The sequence below is a fragment of the Nocardioides sp. ChNu-99 genome, assembly GCF_029493445.1.
Taxonomy (GTDB): Bacteria; Actinomycetota; Actinomycetes; order Propionibacteriales; family Nocardioidaceae; genus Nocardioides.
Genome location: NZ_JAHWBL010000042.1, coordinates 1 through 18858, shown reverse-complemented (window position 1 = coordinate 18858; position 18858 = coordinate 1). Strand labels below are relative to the sequence as shown.

Genomic DNA, 18858 nt, shown 5'->3' with positions numbered 1-18858 from the left:
AGCATGCGCTCGTGCCGACCTGGTCGATCGTGCTGCTCGTCGTCGTCCAGGTGGCGACCGTCGCCCTCGCGACGACCTTCGGCGTCCTCTGGCTCACCGCACGCCGCCGCGCGGCCGACCTGGCCGCCGACCTCGCCGCCCTGCACGCCGCCGAGGGTCGGCCGGGGTCGCGGCGCCGGCTGCCCCGCCCCCGGGAGGCCGTGAAGGCGGTGTGGGAGACCGTCGAGCTGGTGCGCGACCGCGGCGTCGGCGGGGCCCTGCGCTCCTCGATCGAGGAGCTGGCGGGCTGGGCACAGGTCGAGCGGCCCGACCTCGTGCGGCTCGCGACGGGCGACGGGCGCGTGACGATCCTGTTCTCCGACATCGAGGGGTCGACGAGCCTCAACGACCGGCTGGGCGACCGCGCCTGGGTGCGGCTGCTGGCCCGCCACGACCGGGTCGTGCGCCGGGCGGTCGAGACCCACCACGGGCAGGTCGTGAAGACGCAGGGCGACGGGTTCATGGTGGCCTTCGGCCCAGCCGACGACGCCGTCGCGGCGGCGCTCGAGGTGCAGGCCCGGCTGGCGGGGTGGCGCCGCGAGCCCCGCGTGCGGGTGCGGATGGGCATCCACCGCGGCTCGGTGCTCCACCGCGGCAACGACCTCTTCGGCCTCCACGTGGCGTACGCCGCGCGCGTCGCGGCGCTCGCCGCGGGCGGCGAGGTGCTGGTGAGCGCGGCCGTCGCGGACGCGGTGACCGACCGCTCCCTGATCGACGTCGACGGGGCGCGCGAGGTCGAGCTGCGCGGCATCGAGGGGGTCCACGTCGTGCACCGCCTCCGGACTCCCGCGCCCGCGCCCGGTGGCGACGAGCCGGACGAGGTGGACGGGCCGGCGGACCCGGCCGCCCTCGAGGCGGGTCAGCCGGGCGGGCCCGCGCCGAGGTAGCGCTCGGCGAGCACGAGCAACACCACGTCGGGGCTCTCCCGGGCGACCAGCGCGCCGACGTCGGGGACGGGCCCGGTGCCCGCGATGCCGTGGGAGTGCTGCAGCGTGCGGGGGCTGGTGCGCACGATCGCCGGCGACACGAGGGTGAGCATCGAGTCGCGCAGCAGCAGCACCTCGGCGGTGCCGAGCGCGCCCGGGGTGCGCGTCTCGGCGGGCATGGCCCCGAGCGCCACGACCCCGCCCGCGCTCGCCGGCAGCGCCCCGTCGGGACCGGTCACCTCGGACGGCGGCTGCGGGCCGTCGAACACCGGCACGGTCCGCACCGGCGGCGCGTCGGGCACGCCGAGGTCCGCGAGCTCGTTGTTCGAGGGCACGGTGGCGACGTCGACCATCTCGGGCAGCGCGAGGCCCTCGACGCCCGCCGCCTCCAGGTCGGCGACCACGGCCGCCCACGCCAGCCACCCGCCGTACGGGGTCCAGTGGCTGTCGAGCGGGTCGTAGGTCGGGTACGGCGCGTCGCGCAGCACCGCGCGCACGTCGACGAGCGGCAGGTCGGGGTGGAGGCGGCGCAGCACCTGCGCCGAGGTCTCCCCCGACAGCTCCCGCGCCCAGGCGGGCAGCCGGTCGCGGTGCACGTCCCACTTCGCGGGGGCGACGACGGCGCGGAACACGGCGCCCCCGGCCTCGGCCCGCGCCTGCAGGTCGGTGAGGTAGGTCGCCCACTCCTGCGCCCCGGCCGCGTCGAGGCGCACCCGGCCGAGCGCCTGGGAGAGGTTCAGGTTGCGGTCGTCGCCGAAGAAGTGGAAGCCGTCCTCCCCCACGACGTACGACGTGCCCGCCGCCGCGACGGCCTCGGTGAACGCCGCCTCGGACGCGGCGCGGCGCTCCGGCCCCCACGGGTCGGCGGCGGCAGGGTCGTCGGCGGCCTCGGGCGGCGTACCGGGCGTGCCGGTCGTATTGGTTCTGTTGGTCGTGCTGCTCGCCGGGTCGTCCGCGGGACCCGCCTCGTCGGAGGTCCCGGAGCACCCCGCGAGGGCGAGGAGCAGCGCGGCACCCGCGACGGTACGGCGGCACTGGCGCACGGGCGTGTCCTCCCTGGGCGAACGAGCTGGGTCGATCGTAGGCCGGTCCGTATCGTTGACCCCATGGCCTACGACGTGGAGAAGACCGACGAGCAGTGGCGGTCCGAGCTGTCCCCCGCCGAGTACGCGGTGCTCCGCCAGGCCGGCACGGAGCGCGCGTTCACGGGTGAGTACACCGACACCGAGACGACCGGCGTCTACCGCTGCAAGGCGTGCTCGGCGAAGCTGTTCGAGTCCGACACCAAGTTCCACTCGGGCTGCGGCTGGCCGTCGTTCTACCAGCCGATCAGCGACACGATCGAGTACATCGAGGACAACTCCCACGGCATGAAGCGCGTCGAGGTCCGCTGCGCGTCGTGCGGCTCGCACCTGGGGCACGTGTTCCCCGACGGGTACGGCACGCCGACCGGCGACCGCTACTGCATCAACTCGATCTCGCTGACGCTCGAGCCGCGCCCGGAGGCCTGAGCGGGGACCCGCCCGCGACCCCGTAGGGTTCCGCGGGTGGATCACCGCACCAACAACCTCGACGGGCTGCGCCTCGTCGGCGCCCTCATGGTGCTCGTCGGGCACGGGTTCGTGCTCGTCGGGCGCGCCGAGGAGACGCCGAAGTTCGGCGGGTTCTCCCTCGAGACGCTCGGCGTCGTCATCTTCTTCTCGATCTCGGGCTACCTGATCGCAGCGAGCTGGGCGTCGAAGCGCGACCTGGTCGCCTACTTCGCCGCGCGGTGCCTGCGCATCTTCCCCGCCCTCGCGGTGCTCGTGGCGGTGACCGCGCTCGTGCTGGGACCGCTGGCCTCGTCGGTGGGCGCCCGCTCGTACTTCTCGGACCCGCTGACCTGGGACTACTTCCGCAACATCGCGCTCTACCACCAGAACGTGCTGCCCGGCGTGACAGACGACCTGCCCTACCCGGCGTCGATCAACGGGTCGCTGTGGACGCTGCCCATGGAGTTCGTCTGCTACCTGCTGGTGCCGCTGCTGGTGCTGCGCGACCACCGCTTCCGCCTCGCCGCCCTGCTCGTCGTGGTGCTCGGGCTGTGCTGGGTCGCCTACCAGCCCAACGGCACCTTCGACCGCGTGTGGGGCTTCGCGCCGGAGCAGTTCGCCCGGTTCGCCGTGCTGTTCATGGCGGGCTCGCTCATCCGCCTCGCGGTCGAGCGGTGGGGCCGGGGCTTCCTGCGCGCCGACGTCGCCGTCGCGCTGCTCGCGGCGCACGTGCTGGTGCAGCAGGTGCGTCCGGACCAGCTGCACTGGTACGCCTGGCTGACGTTGCCCTACGTCGTGCTCGTCGTCGGGATGGGCAGCACGCCGTACTTCCGGCGCGCCGCCCGCTTCGGCGACCTGTCCTACGGGATGTACCTGTGGGCGTTCCCCGTGCAGCAGCTCTTCGTGCTGTGGTTCGGCACGACGCGGCTCGCGGTGAACTTCGTCGTCGTTGCCCTCGTGACCGCGGCGCTCGCCTACGTCTCGTGGCACGTCGTCGAGAAGCCGAGCCTGGCGGTCAAGGACAAGATCCTCGCCCGCCGGGCCCAGCGCTCGATCAGCCGTCAGGAGACGGTCGGCATCCCCTGACCCCGCCAGGCCGCGAAGCCGCCGACCACGTCGGTGGCGTCGTGGAGGCCCAGGCGCTGCAGCGACTCGGCCGCCAGCGACGAGGTCGTGCCGTGGGCGTCCAGCACCACCACCGCGAGGTCGTAGTCCGCCTCCGGCAGGCGCTGCGGGCTGCGCGGGTCGAGCAGCCACTCCAGGTCGACCCGCTCGACGACGACCGGACGCAGGCGCGGGTCGACCTCGCCCTGCTCGCGGCGGGTCCGCTCGGGACGGATGTCGACGATCAGCGCCCGGCGCCACAGCACGGACTGGTACGCCGCCCGCGGGCTCAGGCGGTGCAGCCGGGCCCGCGCCTCCGCCAGCATGTCGTCGACACCGTCGAACCAGACCTCCTCGAAGCGGGGGCCGGCCGGCGCCGCCGGCGTGCGGGGCGTGGTGGTGCGGGTGGTCGCGGAGGTCGCGGCAGTCGCGTACCAGGTCTCGATGGCCGGGGCGCTCACAGCTGCACCCCCGCCTGCTCGACGCCGACCACGGACAGGCGCCCGCCGCGCTCCTCGTAGCGCGTCATCGCGGTCAGCTTCGGCGCGTACGCGTGGACCGACAGTGCCGTCGTACCCGTCTCGTTGCGCACCGTGTGCACGTGACCGCCGGCGTACGCGCGGGCCTCGCCGCGCCCGACGTGCCAGGCCGAGGGGGTGCCGAGCTCCCACGTGTGCTCGGTCAGCCGACCCCGCAGGGTGGCGTAGGCGCCGCGCGAGCCGGCGTGGTCGTGCCAGCCCGTCGAGAACCCGGGTGGCCACGTCAGCAGCCACACCTGCAGCTCGGGCGTCGCGTGCAGCTCGAGCGACTGCCGGTCGGGGTGGGTGAGGTCGACCAGCTCGTGGAGGTCGGGGTCCGCGGCGATCTCGCGGAGCGTCTGGAGGAGGGGCAGCACCGCGAGCCCGGCCGGGGTCTCGCGGGCCGGTCCGTCGGTACGGCGGATGTTCTGCAGCGTCATGGTGGCGTCCTGGGGTGTCGCCCGGTGGTCCGGGCCTCGGTCGTGCCGGGTGCTCAGCCGCGCGCTGGCGCGGCGACGGCCCGCGGTGCGGGCGTGGTGGTCGGTCTCAGAGCGAGCAGCGACGGCAGCGACACAGGGCGCTGGCGGTCAGGCGGAGGTCGACGTGCAGACGCCAGACGGCGTCGTGCGTCGCGACCGCGAGACCGTGGGAGGACATGGGTCATTCGTAGCAGAGGCGCCCCGACGCGGTCGCCCGCGTGGTCACATGGTGGACGGTACGGCGCGGGTCCGCCGCGCCCGGTCGGTGGTTGAGGTGGGCGCGTCAGCGGTGGTCGAGGTGGGCGCGCCAGCGCTGGTCGAGGTGGGCGCGCCAGCGGCCCTCGAAACCACGCCCGCACGAGGTCGGCGGTCTGCGCTCCGGTGGTTGAGGTGGGCGCGCCAGCGCCCCTCGAAACCACGCCCGGGCAGACACAGCGAGGTCGGCCGGGACCCGGCGAGAAAGACTCAGAACTTCTTTCCCCAACCCCCGTTCGCGGACCCGGAACTGTCGGTGGCCACCCCTAGCGTTGTCCGTATGAACCACCCGAGCACCGCAGTCGTCGAGGCCCCACCCGCCATCGACACGCCGGCGCTGCTCGCTACCGCCCGAGCCGCTGCAGCGACCCAGCGTGCGGCGGAGGTAGCGGCGTTCGTCGCGGTCGCCGACTGGGCCGACGCCCACACCGACGGCAAGGCCGGCGCCGTCGTGGGCGACCCCATCGGTCCCCTCGGGCTCTGGCACGACGACCCCAGCTCAGTGCCGGGCGGTGACCGGTTCCTCGAGCTCGGCGGACCCGGCGCACCCCTGGTCTCCGAGTTCTGCCTGTACGAGATCTCCGCGGCGCTCGGCCGCTCCGTCGCGTCCGGCCGGCCGTTGGTCGGTGACGCGATCGAGCTGCGTCACCGCCTCCCGCGGCTGTGGGCCCGGGTCCACGCCGGCGCCGACCCGGCCACGCAGAAGCAGGCACTGCCGGTGTGGCGGGCACGGAAGATCGCGGCCCTGACCCGCACGCTGACCGCCGAGGCGGCTGACTTCGTGGACCGGAACCTCGCCCCCGTCGCCCATCGCGCCACCATGCCGACCGTCGAGCGCCTCGTCGCCGAAGCGGTGGTGCGGTTCGACCCCGAGAACGCCGAGCTCGACCGGGCGGATGCGGACGCCGGCCGTTACTTCACGGTCGAGACCTCTCCCGTCGACGCGGCGTCGCCGTGGACCGGTGTGGTGCCCGTCCACGGCACCCTCGACCTCGCCGACGCCCTCGACCTGAACAACGCCGTCCAACGAGTGGCTGCCGACCTCGCCGCCGCCGGTTGCGACGCGGACCTCGACGTACGCCGCTCCATGGCCCTCGGCGAGCTCGCACGACGCCAGACCGCACTCGACCTCTACGGTGCGGAGGCAGACGCTGGGCAGGCGGCCGGCTCGACCCGGGCACCCGCCCGTCAGGTCGTGCTCTACGTCCACCTCTCCGACGCCGCCATCGCCTCACACCGACCCGGTGACGGACCCGGCATCGACGCCGCGACCGGGACCACGGGCATCGACCTCGCCCGCCTCGAGAACACCGGCAGCCTCGTCACGGCCGACCAGGTCCGCGACTGGTGCCGCACGCCCGGCACGAAAGTGGTCTTGAAGCCGGTGATCGACCTCAGCGGGCATGTGGCGGTCGACGCGTACGAGGTCCCCGACCGGATCGCCGAACGAGTGCGCCTCGACCGGCCCACCTGCGCCTTCCCTTACTGCGGCAGAGCTGCACGAGGGCTCGACCTCGACCACACCGAGCCCTACCGGTGGGAAGCAGCACCCGGCGCCGGCCAGACATCCACGACTAATCTCGCGCCGCTCTGCCGAGGCGAGCACAGGGCCAAGACCCATCCGTCGCTGTCAGGGGCGAGCCCACCGGACTTCAGTCCGACCAGCGCAGATCCGCCCGATCGCCGATGGCATTACCACCGCGACCCCCTCGGCACCTACCTCTGGACCAGCCCGCACGGGCTTCGATACGCCGTCGACTCGACCGGCACCACACCTCTGAACTAACCCGCTAGCGCCGACCCCGCCACCCCAGCAGGACCTGGCGGGGCCACCGGCATGTCCAGGTGTGGTTTCGAGGGCCGCCGGGGCGGCCACCTCAACCACCGGCGGCTAGCGCGGCCACCTCGACCACCGCTCGACCCGCGATCGCAGGTTGCGTGGGGCCAGCGCCAGACATTCCGTGGCGCTGGCACCACGAACGCCGGGCGCGGGTCCCGCGCGCCCGCGCGCCCGGCGCCCCGGGCTCAGGGCAGGCGCTCGACGAGCTCCCGCACGGGGGTCAGCGCACCGGTGTAGAACGGCGTCTCCTCGCGCACGTGGCGGCGGGCGCCGGAGGCGCGCAGCTCGCGCATGAGGTCGACGATGCGGCCGAGGTCGTCGGCCTCGAACGCCAGCATCCACTCGTAGTCGCCCAGCGCGAACGAGCTGACGGTGTTGGCGCGCACGTCGGGGTAGGGGCGCGCCATCTTGCCGTGCTCGACGAGCAGCGCGCGCCGCTCCTCGTCGGGCAGGAGGTACCACTCGTACGACCGCACGAACGGGTAGACGCACACGTGCGCCTTGACCGTCTCGTCGGCGAGGAACGCGGGCACGTGGCTGCGGTTGAACTCCGCCGGCCGGTGCAGCGCCATCTGCGACCACACGGGAGCGAGGCGCCGCCCGAAGGCGGTGCTGCGGAAGCGGTTGTACGCGGCCTGCAGGGCCACCGAGTCCTCCGCGTGCCACCACACCATGAGGTCGGCGTCGGCGCGGAGGCCGGACACGTCGTACACGCCGCGGACGACCACGTCGTCCTTCGCGAGCGCGGCGAAGAGGCGCTCGACCTCCTTCGCCTCCTTGCTGCGCTTCGCGTCGGAGCCCAGCAGGTGCTCGAGGCGGAACACGGACCACATCGTGTAGCGCACCGTGTCGTTGATCTCGCGCAGCTTCGCCGCGTTGGTCTTGAGGTGCTCCTGCGGGTCGTTCCCGGTGGTGCTCGTCGTGCCCGTCGTCTCCGTCTCGGCGCTCATGGGCCCCATTCTGCTCCGCCGCTGCGCGCGCCCGACCGCGGGTCGGGCTCCGGCGCGGACCTGGGGGCGGCGACGGCGCCCAGGTCGAGCGCCGCCACGGCGGCGTGCGCCGAGGCCACGACGGCGGGGATGCCGACGCCGTCGTACGTCGCGCCCGCGACCGCGAGGCCGGGCACGGCCGCGACGGCGGCGCGCACCCGCCGTACCCGGTCGAGGTGGCCGAGCCCGTACTGCGGCAGGCCGTCCGGCCAGCGCTGCACGTGGCGGGCGACCGGCGCCGCGCTGAGACCCAGGGCGGCCCCGAGCTCGGCGAGCGAGTCGGCCACGAGGTCGGCGTCGGGCCGGGCGGCCTCGTCGTCGCCGGCCCGGCCCACCGAGGTGCGCAGGAACCGCAGGTCCTCGCCCGCGGGCCCGGCACCGCGCCCGGCGTCCGCGACCCAGGCCCACTTGTCGGAGGAGAACGTGGAGGCCTTGATGCGCCGCCCCTCCACGGGCGGCACGAGGAAGCCCGACGCGTTCAGGGGCGGCAGGTCGGCCGCGCGGAACGCGAAGGTGAGCACCGCGACGGACGCCGTCGCCACGGCCTCCAGGTCGGTGGCCGCCCGCGGCGCCACGTCGCGCAGCAGCAGCGCGGCGACGGGCGCGGGCACGGCGAGCACGACGGCGTCGGCCTCGACGTCCTCCTCGTCGAGCAGCACGGTGGGGGCGCGTCCGGACGTCCCCTCCGGCTCGGTACGGCGGAGCCCCCGCACGGGGGTCCCCTCCCGGACCACTCCCCCGGCGTCCCGCACCGCCGCGGCGAGCGCGAGCGGGAGGCGCCCCATCCCGCCGGTGATGCCGGCGAAGACGGGCGCGTCGTACGTCGTGGGCAGCCCGGCGGCCTGCTCGAGCAGCGAGCCCCGCCCGGCGAGCGCGACCAGCTGCGGCACGGCGGCGCGGGCGGAGATGCGGCGCGCGTCCCCGGCGTACACCCCGCCGAGGAGCGGCTCGACGAGCCGGTCGGTGACCTCGTGCCCCAGCCGGCGGTCGACGAGGTCGCCGACGGTGATGTCCTCCCCCGTCTCGACCGCCTCGGCGGGCAGGTCGACCTCGGCGCGCACCCGCGCCAGCCCCTCGTCCGACAGCACCCCCGACGCCTCCAGCCCCGGGAGGTCGAGCGGCACGCCCATGAGGCTGCGGGGCAGGGGGCGCAGGGCGCCGCGGGTCCAGACGCGCGACGACACCAGCGCCGGGTGCGTCACGGGCAGGCCGAGCGCGCCCGCGAGCGCCACGCCCTCGGGCCGGCGGTTGAGCATCGCCTCTGCCCCGACGTCGACGGACACCCCGGCGACCCGGGCCGTGCGCAGCTTGCCGCCGACCACGTCGTCCGCCTCGAGCACCGTCACCGCGTGCCCCGACCGCGCGAGCGACCACGCCGCCACGAGCCCGGCGACCCCGGCTCCCACCACCACGACCCGCGCCATGCGCCCACCCTGCCACGGGGACGGAACCGATCGGGGCGTCGCTCCGTCCGACCGCCATGAACCGACTCCCGCTCCTCCGGGCCGCCACGCTGGCCCTCGTCACGACCCTCGCCCTCGCCGCGTGCGGCGCCGGCAACGAGAGCGCCGAGAGCTCCGGCAGCTCCGGCATCCCCCAGGAGGCCTCCGCCGCCGGGCCGCCCGCCCCGGAGGACGCCCCCGCCGGCGCCGACCTGGACGCGGTCGCGCCCGAGTCCGCCACCGAGCAGGACGCCGCGGCGGGAGACGCCGCCACCGACCGCGCGGCGGGGTCGGCGGGCGCGGCGGCCCCGGCCGCCACCGAGGCCCAGCCGCCCGCGATCATCGCGACGGGCACCGTCGAGCTGCTCGCCGAGGACGTCGGCGAGACGCGCCGGGCGGTCCAGCGCCTGGCCGACGAGGTCGGCGGCCGCCTCTCGAGCGAGGAGACGACGGCCGACGACGACGGCGCGGCCGTCGCGAGCCGCCTCGTGCTGCGGGTGCCGAGCGCCACCTTCGACGCGACGATGACCGCGGTCGAGGACCTGGCGCCCACCTCCTCCAGCAGCCGGGGCCTGGAGGACGTCACCACCCAGGTGGTCGACACCGAGGCCCGCGTGCGGGCGCAGCGCGAGAGCCTGGCGCGCGTCGAGGCGCTGCTCGCCGAGGCCGACGACCTCGGCGAGGTCGTCAGCATCGAGGGCGAGCTCACCCGCCGGCAGGCCGACCTCGACAGCCTGGCCTCCCAGCTCGCCTACCTGCAGGACGCCACCAGCTGGTCGACCATCACCGTCCAGGTGCAGCGCCCGGCCGACGACACCGACGGCGCCGACGACACCGACGAGGCGACGGGCGGCTTCGTCGGCGGCCTGCGCGACGGCTGGGCCGCGCTGGCCGAGTTCGGCAGCGGCGTCGCGACGGTCGCGGGCGTCCTGCTGCCGTGGGCGGTGCTCGCCCTGCTCGTCGGTACGCCGCTGCTGCTGCTCCTGCGGCGCCTCGCCCGCCGATCGCGGGGCGGGGTCGCGGCGGCCTGAGGCCTCAGCCGCGGGGCGCCTGCTCGCGCAGCGCCTGCTCGACGGCCGCGGCGACGGCGGAGGGGTCGTCGTACCCGGGGACGACGACGACCGTGGCGCCCGAGCGACCGTCGCGCTCGCCGCGGTCGGCGAACAGGTCGAGGACCTGCGCGATCGCGGCGTCGAAGTCGGCGTGCGCGTCCTCGCTCTGGCCCCGCAGCCAGCGACGCAGGACGACGTTGTGAGCGGTGACGATGCTGCCGGCCATCAGCTCGGCCCGCAGCTCGTCGTCCATCCAGGTGCGGATGTACTCGCGGAAGACCCGCAGGTACTGCTGCATCCCGGCGATCTCGCGCTCCCGCAGGCTCGGCACGCTGCGCGTCAGCTCGTAGCGGCGCCGCGCCAGCTCGCCCTCGGCGAGGTAGTGGCGCAGCACGAGCCGGGTGGCCTCGGAGACGGCGAGCAGGCTGTGGCGCGACGAGGCGGCGTCGAGACGGGCCTGCACCTGCTCGAGCAGCTCGTCGTGGTGCGGGAAGATCACGTCCTCCTTCGAGCGGAACGCCCGGAAGAAGGTCGTGCGCCCGACACCGGCGCGCTCGGCGATCGCGTCGACCGTCGTGCCGTCGTACCCCTGCTCGTCGAAGAGCGCGAAGGCCGCCTGCTGGAGGCGCTCGCGGACGGTCGTGGGCGCGGACGGGCGCCCCGCGGGGGTGGGCATGGTGGACCATCCTAGGCATCGCGTCTCGGTACGACGGATCGGCGGCTCAGCGGGGCAGCACGCCGTTCCGCGCTACGGTACTGGGTACCGAACGAGGGAGGACACCGTGGGGAACGGGGAGCACATCGAGCGCGTCGGCGTCGTCGGCTGCGGCCTGATGGGGGCCGGCATCGCCGAGGTGGCGGCACGGTCCGGGTACGACGTCGTGGTCGTCGAGTCGAGCACCGAGCGCGCCGACGCGGGCCGGGGGCGCCTCGAGGCGTCGCTGCGCCGCGCCGAGACCAAGGGCAAGATCGAGTCGGCCGACGCCGTGCTCGCCCGCATCCGCGTGGTCACCGAGATCGAGGAGCTCGCCGACCGCGACCTGGTCGTCGAGGCGATCGTCGAGGACGAGGCCGCCAAGACCGCGCTGTTCCGCGAGCTCGACCGGGTGGTCACCTCCCCCGACGCGATCCTGGCCTCCAACACCTCGTCGATCCCGATCATGAAGCTGGCGGTCGTCACGAGCCGGCCCAGCCACGTGCTCGGCATCCACTTCTTCAACCCCGTGCCGGTGCTCAAGCTCGTCGAGCTGGTGCCCAGCCTCATGACCGACGCGGAGACCACCGCCCGGGCGCGCACGTTCGCCGAGTCGATGGGCAAGGAGCCGATCGACTGCCAGGACCGCGCCGGCTTCGTCGTCAACGCGCTCCTCATCCCGTTCATCCTCTCGGCCATCCGGATGTTCGAGTCCGGCTTCGCGACCGCGGAGGACATCGACCGCGGCCTCGTGCTCGGCGCCGCGCACCCGCAGGGCCCCCTCGCGCTCGCCGACCTCATCGGCCTCGACACCACCAAGGCCGTCGCGGAGTCGCTCTACGAGGAGTTCAAGGAGCAGCTCTACGCCCCGCCGCCGCTGCTCGCCCGCATGGTCGAGGCCGGCCTGCTCGGCCGCAAGACCGGCCGCGGCTTCTACACCTACTCCTCCTGACCCTCCCGCACCCACCACCCGCACCCCCGACAGGAAGCACCCATGGGCACGTCCACCGACTTCGACCTGTTCCGCACCAGCGACGACCACGAGGAGCTGCGCGCCGCGGTCCGCGACGTCGTCGACGCGAAGATCGCGCCCCACGCGGCAGCCGTCGACGCCGAGGCCCGCTACCCCCAGGAGGCGCACGACGCCCTCGTGGCCTCCGACTTCCACGCGCCCCACGTGCCCGAGGAGTACGACGGGGTCGGCGCGGACGCGCTCGCCACGTGCATCGTCATCGAGGAGGTCGCGCGCGCCTGCGTCTCGTCCTCGCTCATCCCCGCCGTCAACAAGCTGGGCTCCCTCCCGGTGCAGCTCGGCGGCTCCGAGGAGCTGAAGCAGAAGTACCTGGCACCGCTGGCGCGCGGCGAGGGCAACTTCTCCTACGGCCTCTCCGAGCGCGACGCCGGCTCCGACACCGCCTCGATGCGCACGCGCGCGGTGCGCGACGGCGACGACTGGGTGCTCGACGGGCAGAAGTCGTGGATCACCAACGCCGGCGTCTCGGAGTTCTACACCGTGCTCGCGGTGACCGACCCCGACGCCCCGCGGGGCAAGGGCATCAGCGCGTTCGTCGTCGAGAAGTCCGACCCGGGCTTCACGTTCGGCGCCAAGGAGAACAAGCTCGGCATCAAGGGCTCCCCCACCCGCGAGCTGCTCCTCGACCGGGTCCGCATCCCCGGCGACCGCATCATCGGCGAGCCCGGCACGGGCCTGCAGCTCGCGCTGCGCACCCTCGACCACACCCGCGTCACCATCGGCGCCCAGGCCGTCGGCGTCGCCCAGGGCGCGCTCGACTTCGCGCTCGGCTACGTCAAGGAGCGCCAGCAGTTCGGCAAGCGCATCGCCGACTTCCAGGGCATCCAGTTCATGCTCGCCGACATGGGCATGCAGGTGGAGGCCGCGCGCCAGATGGTCTACGTCGCCGCCGCGAAGTCGGAGCGCGACGACGCCGACCTGTCGTTCTTCGGCGCGGCCGCCAAGTGCTTCGCCTCCGACGTGGCGATGAAGGTGACGACCGACGCCGTGCAGCTGCTCGGCGGCTACGGCTACACCACCGACTTCCCCGTCGAGCGGATGATGCGCGACGCCAAGATCACCCAGATCTACGAGGGCACCAACCAGGTGCAGCGCGTCGTCATGGCGCGGCAGCTGCTCAAGGGCTGAGCGTCGGGACCCGGGCGGGCCCGGCGCGTCACTGCGCCGGGTCGGCCTCGCCCCGGGCGGCGCGCTCGGCGTCGAGCTCCGCGTCGAGGGCCTCCTCGTCCTGGTTGCGACGGACCTTGCGCACGTGACGGCTCATGCTGACGAGCAGCAGCACCACGGCGACGATGAGGCCGGCCAGCACCGCGGCCCCCGTCCAGCCCGCCTTGACGTCCTCCGGCTTCGGCGTCTCGGCCGCCTGCAGGATCGGCGCGACGACGCCGGGGAGGTGCGACGCGAGGAGGACGAGGTCGGTCAGGAGCGGAGCCACCTGCCCATGATGCCCCAGGGGGCCGCACGGCAGACTGCGCGGGTGGACCTCGGCGCCCTGCTCCCCGCGCTGCCCGGCCTGCGCGGGACGGTCGTCGTCGCCCGCGCCCCCGACGGTGCCGGCGCCGACGCGGCGCGACCGCACGAGCGGGACCGGGCCCTCGCCCACGCCCTGGCCCGCCGCCTCGTCGCGGAGACCACGGGCCGGCCCGCCCCTCCCCTGGCCCACCACTGCCCCACGTGCGGGTCGACCGACCACGGCCGCCCGTCGGTGCCCGGCGAGCCCGAGCTGCACGTGAGCCTCGCCCACGCGGGCGGGTGGGTGGCCGCGGTGGTCGCCGACGCGCCCTGCGGGGTCGACGTCGAGCCGGTGCGGCCCCTCGACGTACCCCCGGTGGCGCTGACCCCGGGCGAGCAGGCGGCCCTGACCGCCGCCGACCCCTCCGGCCGCTCAGCCCTCTTCCTCGCCTGGTGGACCCGCAAGGAGGCAGCCGCCAAGGCGGGCCTGCTGCACATCGACGACTTCGCCACGTACGACGCCCGCACCCCCCGCGCGCACGTCGCGGACGTGCCCGTCGTACCGGCCGGGGCACCCGGCGCGGCCGTGGCCGCGGTGGCGCTCAGGCGCTGACGGTCAGGCGCTGGCGGCGACGTCCCGCAGGCCCGCGAAGAGGTCGTCCTCCGGCGTCGTCGTGGGCACGTGGGAGGTGACGAGCTCGTAGTCCTCCGTCGGCCAGACCTCCTGGGCGAGGTCGAGCGGCACGGCGAACCACGCGCCGTCGGGGTCGATCTGGGTGGCGTGGGCCAGCAGCGCCTGGTCGCGCACCCCGAAGTACTCCCCGCACGGCACGCGCGTCGTGATGCGCGCGTCCCAGTCGGGCTCGGGCTTCCAGTCGGCCAGCCGCTCGGCGTACGGCGACTCCAGCCCGCGCTCGACCATCGCGTCGTGCAGCGCCTGGGTGCGGGGCCGGTTGAACGTGTGGTGGTAGTACAGCTTCGCCGGCTGCCACGGCTCGCCGGCGTCGGGGAACCGCTCGGGGTCGCCCGCCGCCTCGAAGGCGGCGACGGAGACCTCGTGGCACCGCACGTGGTCCGGGTGCGGGTAGCCGCCCCGCTCGTCGTACGTCGTGACCACGTGCGGGCGCACGGTGCGCAGGATCCGCACGAGGCGCTCGACGGCCTCCTCGAGCGGCGCGAGCCCGAAGCAGCCCTCCGGGAGCGGCGGCTTCGGGTCGCCCTCGGGCCAGCCGGAGTCGACGAAGCCGAGCCAGTGCTGGGTGATGCCGAGGATCTCGCGGGCGGCGTCCATCTCCGCGCGCCGGATCTCCGACATGTTCTCCCAGACGTCGGGGCGGTCCATGCGCGGGTTGAGCACGGACCCGCGCTCGCCGCCCGTGCACGTCACGACGTGCACCTCCGCGCCCTCCGCGACGTACCGGGCCGTCGACGCGGCCCCCTTGCTCGACTCGTCGTCGGGGTGGGCGTGCACGTGCAGGAGGCGCAGGCCGGAGCTGTCGGGCATGCGGAGAATCCTAGGCGGGCCCCCGATGTCACCATGGAGGGGTGACCGCCTCGTCCCGCACCGCCGCCCCCGACCTCGCGAGCCGCTACGGCCGGCCCCGTCCGTGGGCCACCCGCGTGCTGGTCGCGGTGTGCGTCGTCGGCGGTCTCGTCGGGGGCAGCTGGTTGGTCTACCTCGCGTGGTTCCACGGCACGCCGTCGGTCTCCTCGCAGCTCGTGAGCTGGGAGGTCGTCGACGACGACACCGTGCGGGTGACCTTCGACGTCGCCCTCGACGGCGACGAGGTCGCGACGTGCCGGGCACGGGCCCTGTCCGCCGACCACAACGCGGTGGGCGACCTCGTCGTGCGCGTGCCCACCGACGCCGGCGGCGCGGACGGCGGCGTGGTGGAGCGGGAGTTCCGCACCCTGCGCCGCGCGACCTCCGTCGAGCTCGTCGGGTGCACGACCGCCTCCCAGCAGCGCCCCTCCTGACGGGCCCGCGCGTTCGCGCGACTGGCGCTTCGCTGCCGCCTGGCTACACTGGAAGTTCTGATCTGCCCCGCCGCGGACGACGACGTGTCGACCGGACCCGGCGGGGCTTCGCACACCGAGCATCGGCCGGGATGGCGTCAACGCCGCCCCGGCCGTGCTGCTAGGAGAGGTACATGACGCAGTCCAGCGACACCGATGTCATCTGGCTGACCGCCGAGGCCCACGCGAAGCTGGTGGCGGAGCTGGAGCACCTGAAGGGCCCCGGGCGCCAGGAGATCGTCGAGCGCATCTCCGCCGCCCGCGACGAGGGCGACCTGAAGGAGAACGGCGGCTACCACGCCGCCCGCGAGGAGCAGGGCAAGCTCGAGGGGCGCATCCGCCAGCTCGAGGACATGCTCGGCAAGGCCGAGGTCGGCGAGACGCCGGCCGACGACGGCATCGTGGAGCCCGGCATGAAGGTGACCTACAAGTTCGTCGGCGACGACGACGACGAGGCCGAGGAGTTCCTCCTGGGTGCCCGCGAGATCGAGCCCGAGGGACTGAAGGTCTACTCCCCGCAGTCCCCGCTCGGCTCCGCGATCATCGGCGCGAAGCGCGGCGACACGGTCAGCTACGAGGCGCCCAACGGCCGCAAGCTCAGCGTCGAGATCCTCGAGGCCGTGCCCTTCCAGGGCTGAGCCCCCGGCTGGGCCTCGGGCTGGGCCCGGCTCAGCCCACCACGACCCGACGGCCCTGCTCGCGCAACCTGGCGAGCAGGGCCTCGGCGTGCACGGGCCCCCGCGTCTCGACCTGGATGCGCACCTGGACCTCGTCGACGTGCAGCGTCGGCGAGATGCGCTCGTGGGCCACGTCGAGGACGTTGGCACCCGCGGCGGCGAGCTCGGCGAGCAGCTGCGCCAGGCCGCCCGGGCTGTCCACGACGGTGACGCGCAGGAACAGGTAGCGCCCCGCGGCCGCCATGCCGTGGCGGATCATCCGCCCGGTGAGCAGCGGGTCGATGTTGCCGCCCGACAGCACGGCCACGGCCGGCGTCGGGAACACCCCCGGGTGCTCCAGCAGCGCGGCCACCGCGACCGCCCCCGCCGGCTCCACGACGAGCTTGGCGCGCTCCATCAGCCCGACCAGCGCCCGGGAGATCCCCTCCTCGGAGACGGTCAGCACCTCGTCGACCTGGGTGCGCACCACCGCGAACGGCACCTGACCGGGGCAGCCGACCGCGATGCCGTCGGCCATCGTCGCCATCTCCGCCACCGCGGTGGGCGCGCCCGCGCTCAACGAGCCCGGGAACGCGGCGGCCGTCTCGGCCTGCACCCCCACGACGCGCACGTCGGGACGCTGCGCCTTCACCGCGACCGCGATGCCCGCCAGCAAGCCGCCCCCGCCGGTCGGGACGAGGATGCTCGCCGCCTCCGGCAGCTGCTCGAGCACCTCGAGGCCGCAGGTGCCCTGTCCCGCCACGATGTCCGGGTGGTCGAAGGGGTGGATGAGCACCGCGCCCGTGCGCTCGGCGTGCTCGCGCGCCGCGATCAGCGCGTCGTCGACGTAGCGGCCCGCGAAGACGACCTCCGCGCCGTACCCCCGCGTGGCCTTCTCCTTGGGGATCGGCGCCCCCTCGGGCATGTAGACCCGGGCGTGGATGCCCAGCAGCTGGGCGGCAAGCGCGACGCCCTGGGCGTGGTTGCCGGCCGACGCCGCCACGACCCCGGCCGCGCGCTCCTCGGCGCTGAGCCGGGCCATCCGCAGGTAGGCGCCGCGGATCTTGAACGACCCGGTGCGCTGCAGGTTCTCCGCCTTCAGCCACACCGGCCCGCCGGCGGCCTCCGCGAGCCAGCGCGACGCCTCCATCGGCGTGCGCGTGACCACCGAGGACAGCACGTCGTGGGCGCGGCGCACGTCCTCGAGGGTGACCCCCGGGACGTCGCTCACCGGTCCGGCTCGTCGTCGGGGTGCCCGCCCACGGCCTCGAAGTCGCCGACGTTGCCCGGGTCCTCCGCCAGGTCCTCTCCCATGTCGCGCTCGTCGGCGGGGGGCGGTGCGGCCGTCTCGTCGGCCAGGTGGAGCACGACGGCGTTGACCGCGGCGGCCAGGGGCACGGCGATGAGGGCGCCCGCGATGCCGGCGACGAGCACGCCGACGCCGATCGCGATGATGACGCCCAGCGGGTGCACCGACACGAACCGGCCCATGAGGAACGGCTGCAGGATGTGGCCCTCGATCTGCTGGACCAGGATGACGCCGCCGAGCATGAGCAGGGCGGTGAGCGGCCCCTGGGCGACGAGCGCGACGAGCACGGCCACCGAGCCCGCGACGGTGGCGCCGATCATCGGCACGAAGGCGCCGATGAAGACGAGGACGCCGATCGCCGCCACGAGCGGGACGTCGAGCACGGCCGCGACGATCATGATGCCGATCGCGTCGGCGAGCGCGACGATGACGGTGGCGCGCATGAACTGGGTCAGGGACACCCAGGCCACCCGGCCCGAGCCGTCGATCTGCTCACGGGCCGCCTTGGGGGCGAGGCGCACGCACCACGACCAGATGCGGGCGCCGTCGGCGAGGAAGAAGAACGACGCGAAGAGCACGATGAAGAAGCCGGCGAAGATGTGGGTCAGCGTCGTGCCGACCTCGGTCACCTGGCGCACGAGCTGCTGGTCCTGCCCGGCCTCCGTGATGTAGCCCTGCGCCTCCTGGATGTAGCCGTCGATCTGCGAGTCGCTCGCGTTGAGCGGGCCGTCCTTCAGCCAGGTGCGGACCTCGTCGAGGCCGACGACCACCTGGTCCGCCAGGTCGGACATGCCGTCCACCACCTGCTGGCTCACGAAGGTGAGGAGCAGCGCGACGAAGCCGATCCCGCCGACCACGACGACGGCGGCCGACAGCGCGGGCGGCACCCGCAGCCGGCGACCGAGGCGCACCACCGGGTTGCCGAGCGCCGTGATGAGCAGGGCGATGAGCAGCGGCAGCGTGACCACCCGGACGTGCCAGAACGCCCAGACCAGGATGGCGCCGGCGGCGACGATGACGAGGAAGCGCCACGCCCACGCCGCCGCGAGGTCGAGGCCCCACGGCACCTGCGCCCGGGCCAGGTTGGACCGGCCGCCCTGGATCGGGAGGGGCTCGGCGCCGACGGGGCGGCGCTCGGCGCGGGCGACGGCCCACTGCGTCACGACCTGCTGGACGAGGCGGTCCCGCTCCCGCTCCTCCTCGCGGTCCTCGTCCGTGCCGTCGTCGGCGTCGCGACCGCGGCGCGCCACGAGCGTCGCGAGGCGCCGGCGGAGCTCCCCCGTCTCGACGGGGTCGTCCCCCGGGCCCGAGCCCTCGGGCCCCTTCCTGTCCGCGTCCACGGCGCCACGTTACCGAGCGGCACCCCCGGTCAGGGCGGTGACCAGCGCGCGCGCCGCGGCCGGGTGGTCGGCGGCCAGCAGCCCGGCGGCGGCCAGCACGTACGCCGTGTCGACCGCGACGCGCGGCGCCCGCGGCACCCGCCAGGCGGTGGGCTCCGCCGTACCCGACGCAGTGGCCGCGG

General features: G+C 74.7%; 20 protein-coding genes. 10 read left to right on the top strand and 10 right to left on the bottom strand.

Annotation, left to right across the window (positions count from 1 at the left end; translation table 11 throughout):
- The first annotated feature begins 11 nt into the window (after positions 1-11).
- A complete protein-coding gene (locus KK617_RS13610) occupies positions 12-926 on the top strand; it encodes an adenylate/guanylate cyclase domain-containing protein (RefSeq protein ID WP_277500615.1) in 915 nt (304 codons plus the stop codon).
- On the opposite strand, the gene KK617_RS13605 is transcribed toward KK617_RS13610, so the two are convergent.
- Positions 899-2008, bottom strand: coding sequence for a hypothetical protein (locus KK617_RS13605; protein ID WP_277500614.1), 1110 nt, complete (start codon positions 2006-2008; stop codon positions 899-901). The two genes, KK617_RS13610 and KK617_RS13605, sit on opposite strands and share 28 nt — an antisense overlap.
- Positions 2009-2071: 63 nt before the next feature.
- Between KK617_RS13605 and msrB the strand changes: the two genes are divergently transcribed.
- Together msrB and KK617_RS13595 are read left to right on the top strand one after the other, a co-directional pair.
- Entirely contained in the window at positions 2072-2476 is a 405-nt protein-coding gene (gene msrB / locus KK617_RS13600; protein ID WP_277500613.1) for a peptide-methionine (R)-S-oxide reductase MsrB, read from the top strand.
- A 36-nt stretch (positions 2477-2512) separates the two neighbouring features.
- Positions 2513-3583 carry an acyltransferase gene (locus KK617_RS13595; RefSeq protein WP_277500612.1) on the top strand — a complete coding sequence of 357 codons (1071 nt, stop codon included), beginning with the start codon at positions 2513-2515 and terminating at the stop codon, positions 3581-3583.
- Here the strand turns inward: KK617_RS13595 and KK617_RS13590 are convergent.
- Positions 3559-4062 carry a rhodanese-like domain-containing protein gene (locus KK617_RS13590; protein WP_277500611.1) on the bottom strand — a complete coding sequence of 168 codons (504 nt, stop codon included), beginning with the start codon at positions 4060-4062 and terminating at the stop codon, positions 3559-3561. The two genes, KK617_RS13595 and KK617_RS13590, sit on opposite strands and share 25 nt — an antisense overlap.
- Positions 4059-4559, bottom strand: coding sequence for a cysteine dioxygenase family protein (locus KK617_RS13585; protein ID WP_277500610.1), 501 nt, complete (start codon positions 4557-4559; stop codon positions 4059-4061). The genes KK617_RS13590 and KK617_RS13585 overlap by 4 nt, the downstream gene beginning before the upstream one ends.
- Positions 4560-5133: 574 nt before the next feature.
- On the opposite strand from KK617_RS13585, the gene KK617_RS13580 reads away from it, so the two are divergent.
- Positions 5134-6639 (top strand): HNH endonuclease signature motif containing protein, encoded by a 1506-nt coding sequence (locus KK617_RS13580; protein WP_277500609.1) that lies wholly within the window; start codon positions 5134-5136, stop codon positions 6637-6639.
- Between the two features lie 239 nt (positions 6640-6878).
- On the opposite strand, the gene hemQ is transcribed toward KK617_RS13580, so the two are convergent.
- Positions 6879-7643 (bottom strand): hydrogen peroxide-dependent heme synthase, encoded by a 765-nt coding sequence (hemQ, locus tag KK617_RS13575; RefSeq protein ID WP_346813158.1) that lies wholly within the window; start codon positions 7641-7643, stop codon positions 6879-6881.
- The gene (hemG, locus tag KK617_RS13570; protein ID WP_277500608.1) at positions 7640-9106 is read right to left on the bottom strand and encodes a protoporphyrinogen oxidase; all 1467 of its coding nucleotides are present in this window, start codon (positions 9104-9106) and stop codon (positions 7640-7642) included. The genes hemQ and hemG overlap by 4 nt, the downstream gene beginning before the upstream one ends.
- Positions 9107-9162: 56 nt before the next feature.
- On the opposite strand from hemG, the gene KK617_RS13565 reads away from it, so the two are divergent.
- Positions 9163-10155 carry a DUF4349 domain-containing protein gene (locus KK617_RS13565; RefSeq protein ID WP_277500607.1) on the top strand — a complete coding sequence of 331 codons (993 nt, stop codon included), beginning with the start codon at positions 9163-9165 and terminating at the stop codon, positions 10153-10155.
- Between the two features lie 4 nt (positions 10156-10159).
- Here the strand turns inward: KK617_RS13565 and KK617_RS13560 are convergent, their stop codons facing one another.
- The gene (locus KK617_RS13560) at positions 10160-10852 is read right to left on the bottom strand and encodes a TetR/AcrR family transcriptional regulator (RefSeq protein WP_277500606.1); all 693 of its coding nucleotides are present in this window, start codon (positions 10850-10852) and stop codon (positions 10160-10162) included.
- A gap of 124 nt (positions 10853-10976) precedes the next feature.
- On the opposite strand from KK617_RS13560, the gene KK617_RS13555 reads away from it, so the two are divergent.
- Together KK617_RS13555 and KK617_RS13550 are read left to right on the top strand one after the other, a co-directional pair.
- Positions 10977-11822: a 3-hydroxybutyryl-CoA dehydrogenase gene (locus KK617_RS13555; protein WP_277500625.1), complete on the top strand. Its 846-nt coding sequence runs from the start codon at positions 10977-10979 to the stop codon at positions 11820-11822.
- 42 nt (positions 11823-11864) lie between these two features.
- Positions 11865-13031 (top strand): acyl-CoA dehydrogenase family protein, encoded by a 1167-nt coding sequence (locus KK617_RS13550; protein ID WP_277500605.1) that lies wholly within the window; start codon positions 11865-11867, stop codon positions 13029-13031.
- A 28-nt stretch (positions 13032-13059) separates the two neighbouring features.
- Here the strand turns inward: KK617_RS13550 and KK617_RS13545 are convergent, their stop codons facing one another.
- The gene (locus KK617_RS13545; RefSeq protein ID WP_277500604.1) at positions 13060-13338 is read right to left on the bottom strand and encodes a hypothetical protein; all 279 of its coding nucleotides are present in this window, start codon (positions 13336-13338) and stop codon (positions 13060-13062) included.
- Between the two features lie 42 nt (positions 13339-13380).
- Here KK617_RS13545 and KK617_RS13540 point away from each other — a divergent pair, with 42 nt between their 5' ends.
- Positions 13381-13968 carry a 4'-phosphopantetheinyl transferase superfamily protein gene (locus KK617_RS13540; protein ID WP_277500603.1) on the top strand — a complete coding sequence of 196 codons (588 nt, stop codon included), beginning with the start codon at positions 13381-13383 and terminating at the stop codon, positions 13966-13968.
- A gap of 3 nt (positions 13969-13971) precedes the next feature.
- On the opposite strand, the gene mca is transcribed toward KK617_RS13540, so the two are convergent.
- Positions 13972-14859 (bottom strand): mycothiol conjugate amidase Mca, encoded by an 888-nt coding sequence (gene mca, locus KK617_RS13535; RefSeq protein WP_277500602.1) that lies wholly within the window; start codon positions 14857-14859, stop codon positions 13972-13974.
- Positions 14860-14900: 41 nt separating this feature from the next.
- On the opposite strand from mca, the gene KK617_RS13530 reads away from it, so the two are divergent.
- Positions 14901-15332 (top strand): DUF4307 domain-containing protein, encoded by a 432-nt coding sequence (locus KK617_RS13530; protein WP_277500601.1) that lies wholly within the window; start codon positions 14901-14903, stop codon positions 15330-15332.
- A 173-nt stretch (positions 15333-15505) separates the two neighbouring features.
- On the top strand, positions 15506-16009 hold the full coding sequence (greA, locus tag KK617_RS13525) for a transcription elongation factor GreA (RefSeq protein ID WP_277500600.1): 504 nt from the start codon (positions 15506-15508) through the stop codon (positions 16007-16009).
- A gap of 31 nt (positions 16010-16040) precedes the next feature.
- Here greA and ilvA read toward each other — a convergent pair whose 3' ends face one another.
- On the bottom strand, positions 16041-17258 hold the full coding sequence (gene ilvA / locus KK617_RS13520) for a threonine ammonia-lyase (RefSeq protein ID WP_277500599.1): 1218 nt from the start codon (positions 17256-17258) through the stop codon (positions 16041-16043).
- Positions 17255-18676 carry an AI-2E family transporter gene (locus KK617_RS13515; protein WP_277500598.1) on the bottom strand — a complete coding sequence of 474 codons (1422 nt, stop codon included), beginning with the start codon at positions 18674-18676 and terminating at the stop codon, positions 17255-17257. The genes ilvA and KK617_RS13515 overlap by 4 nt, the downstream gene beginning before the upstream one ends.
- Between the last annotated feature and the right edge of the window lie 182 nt (positions 18677-18858).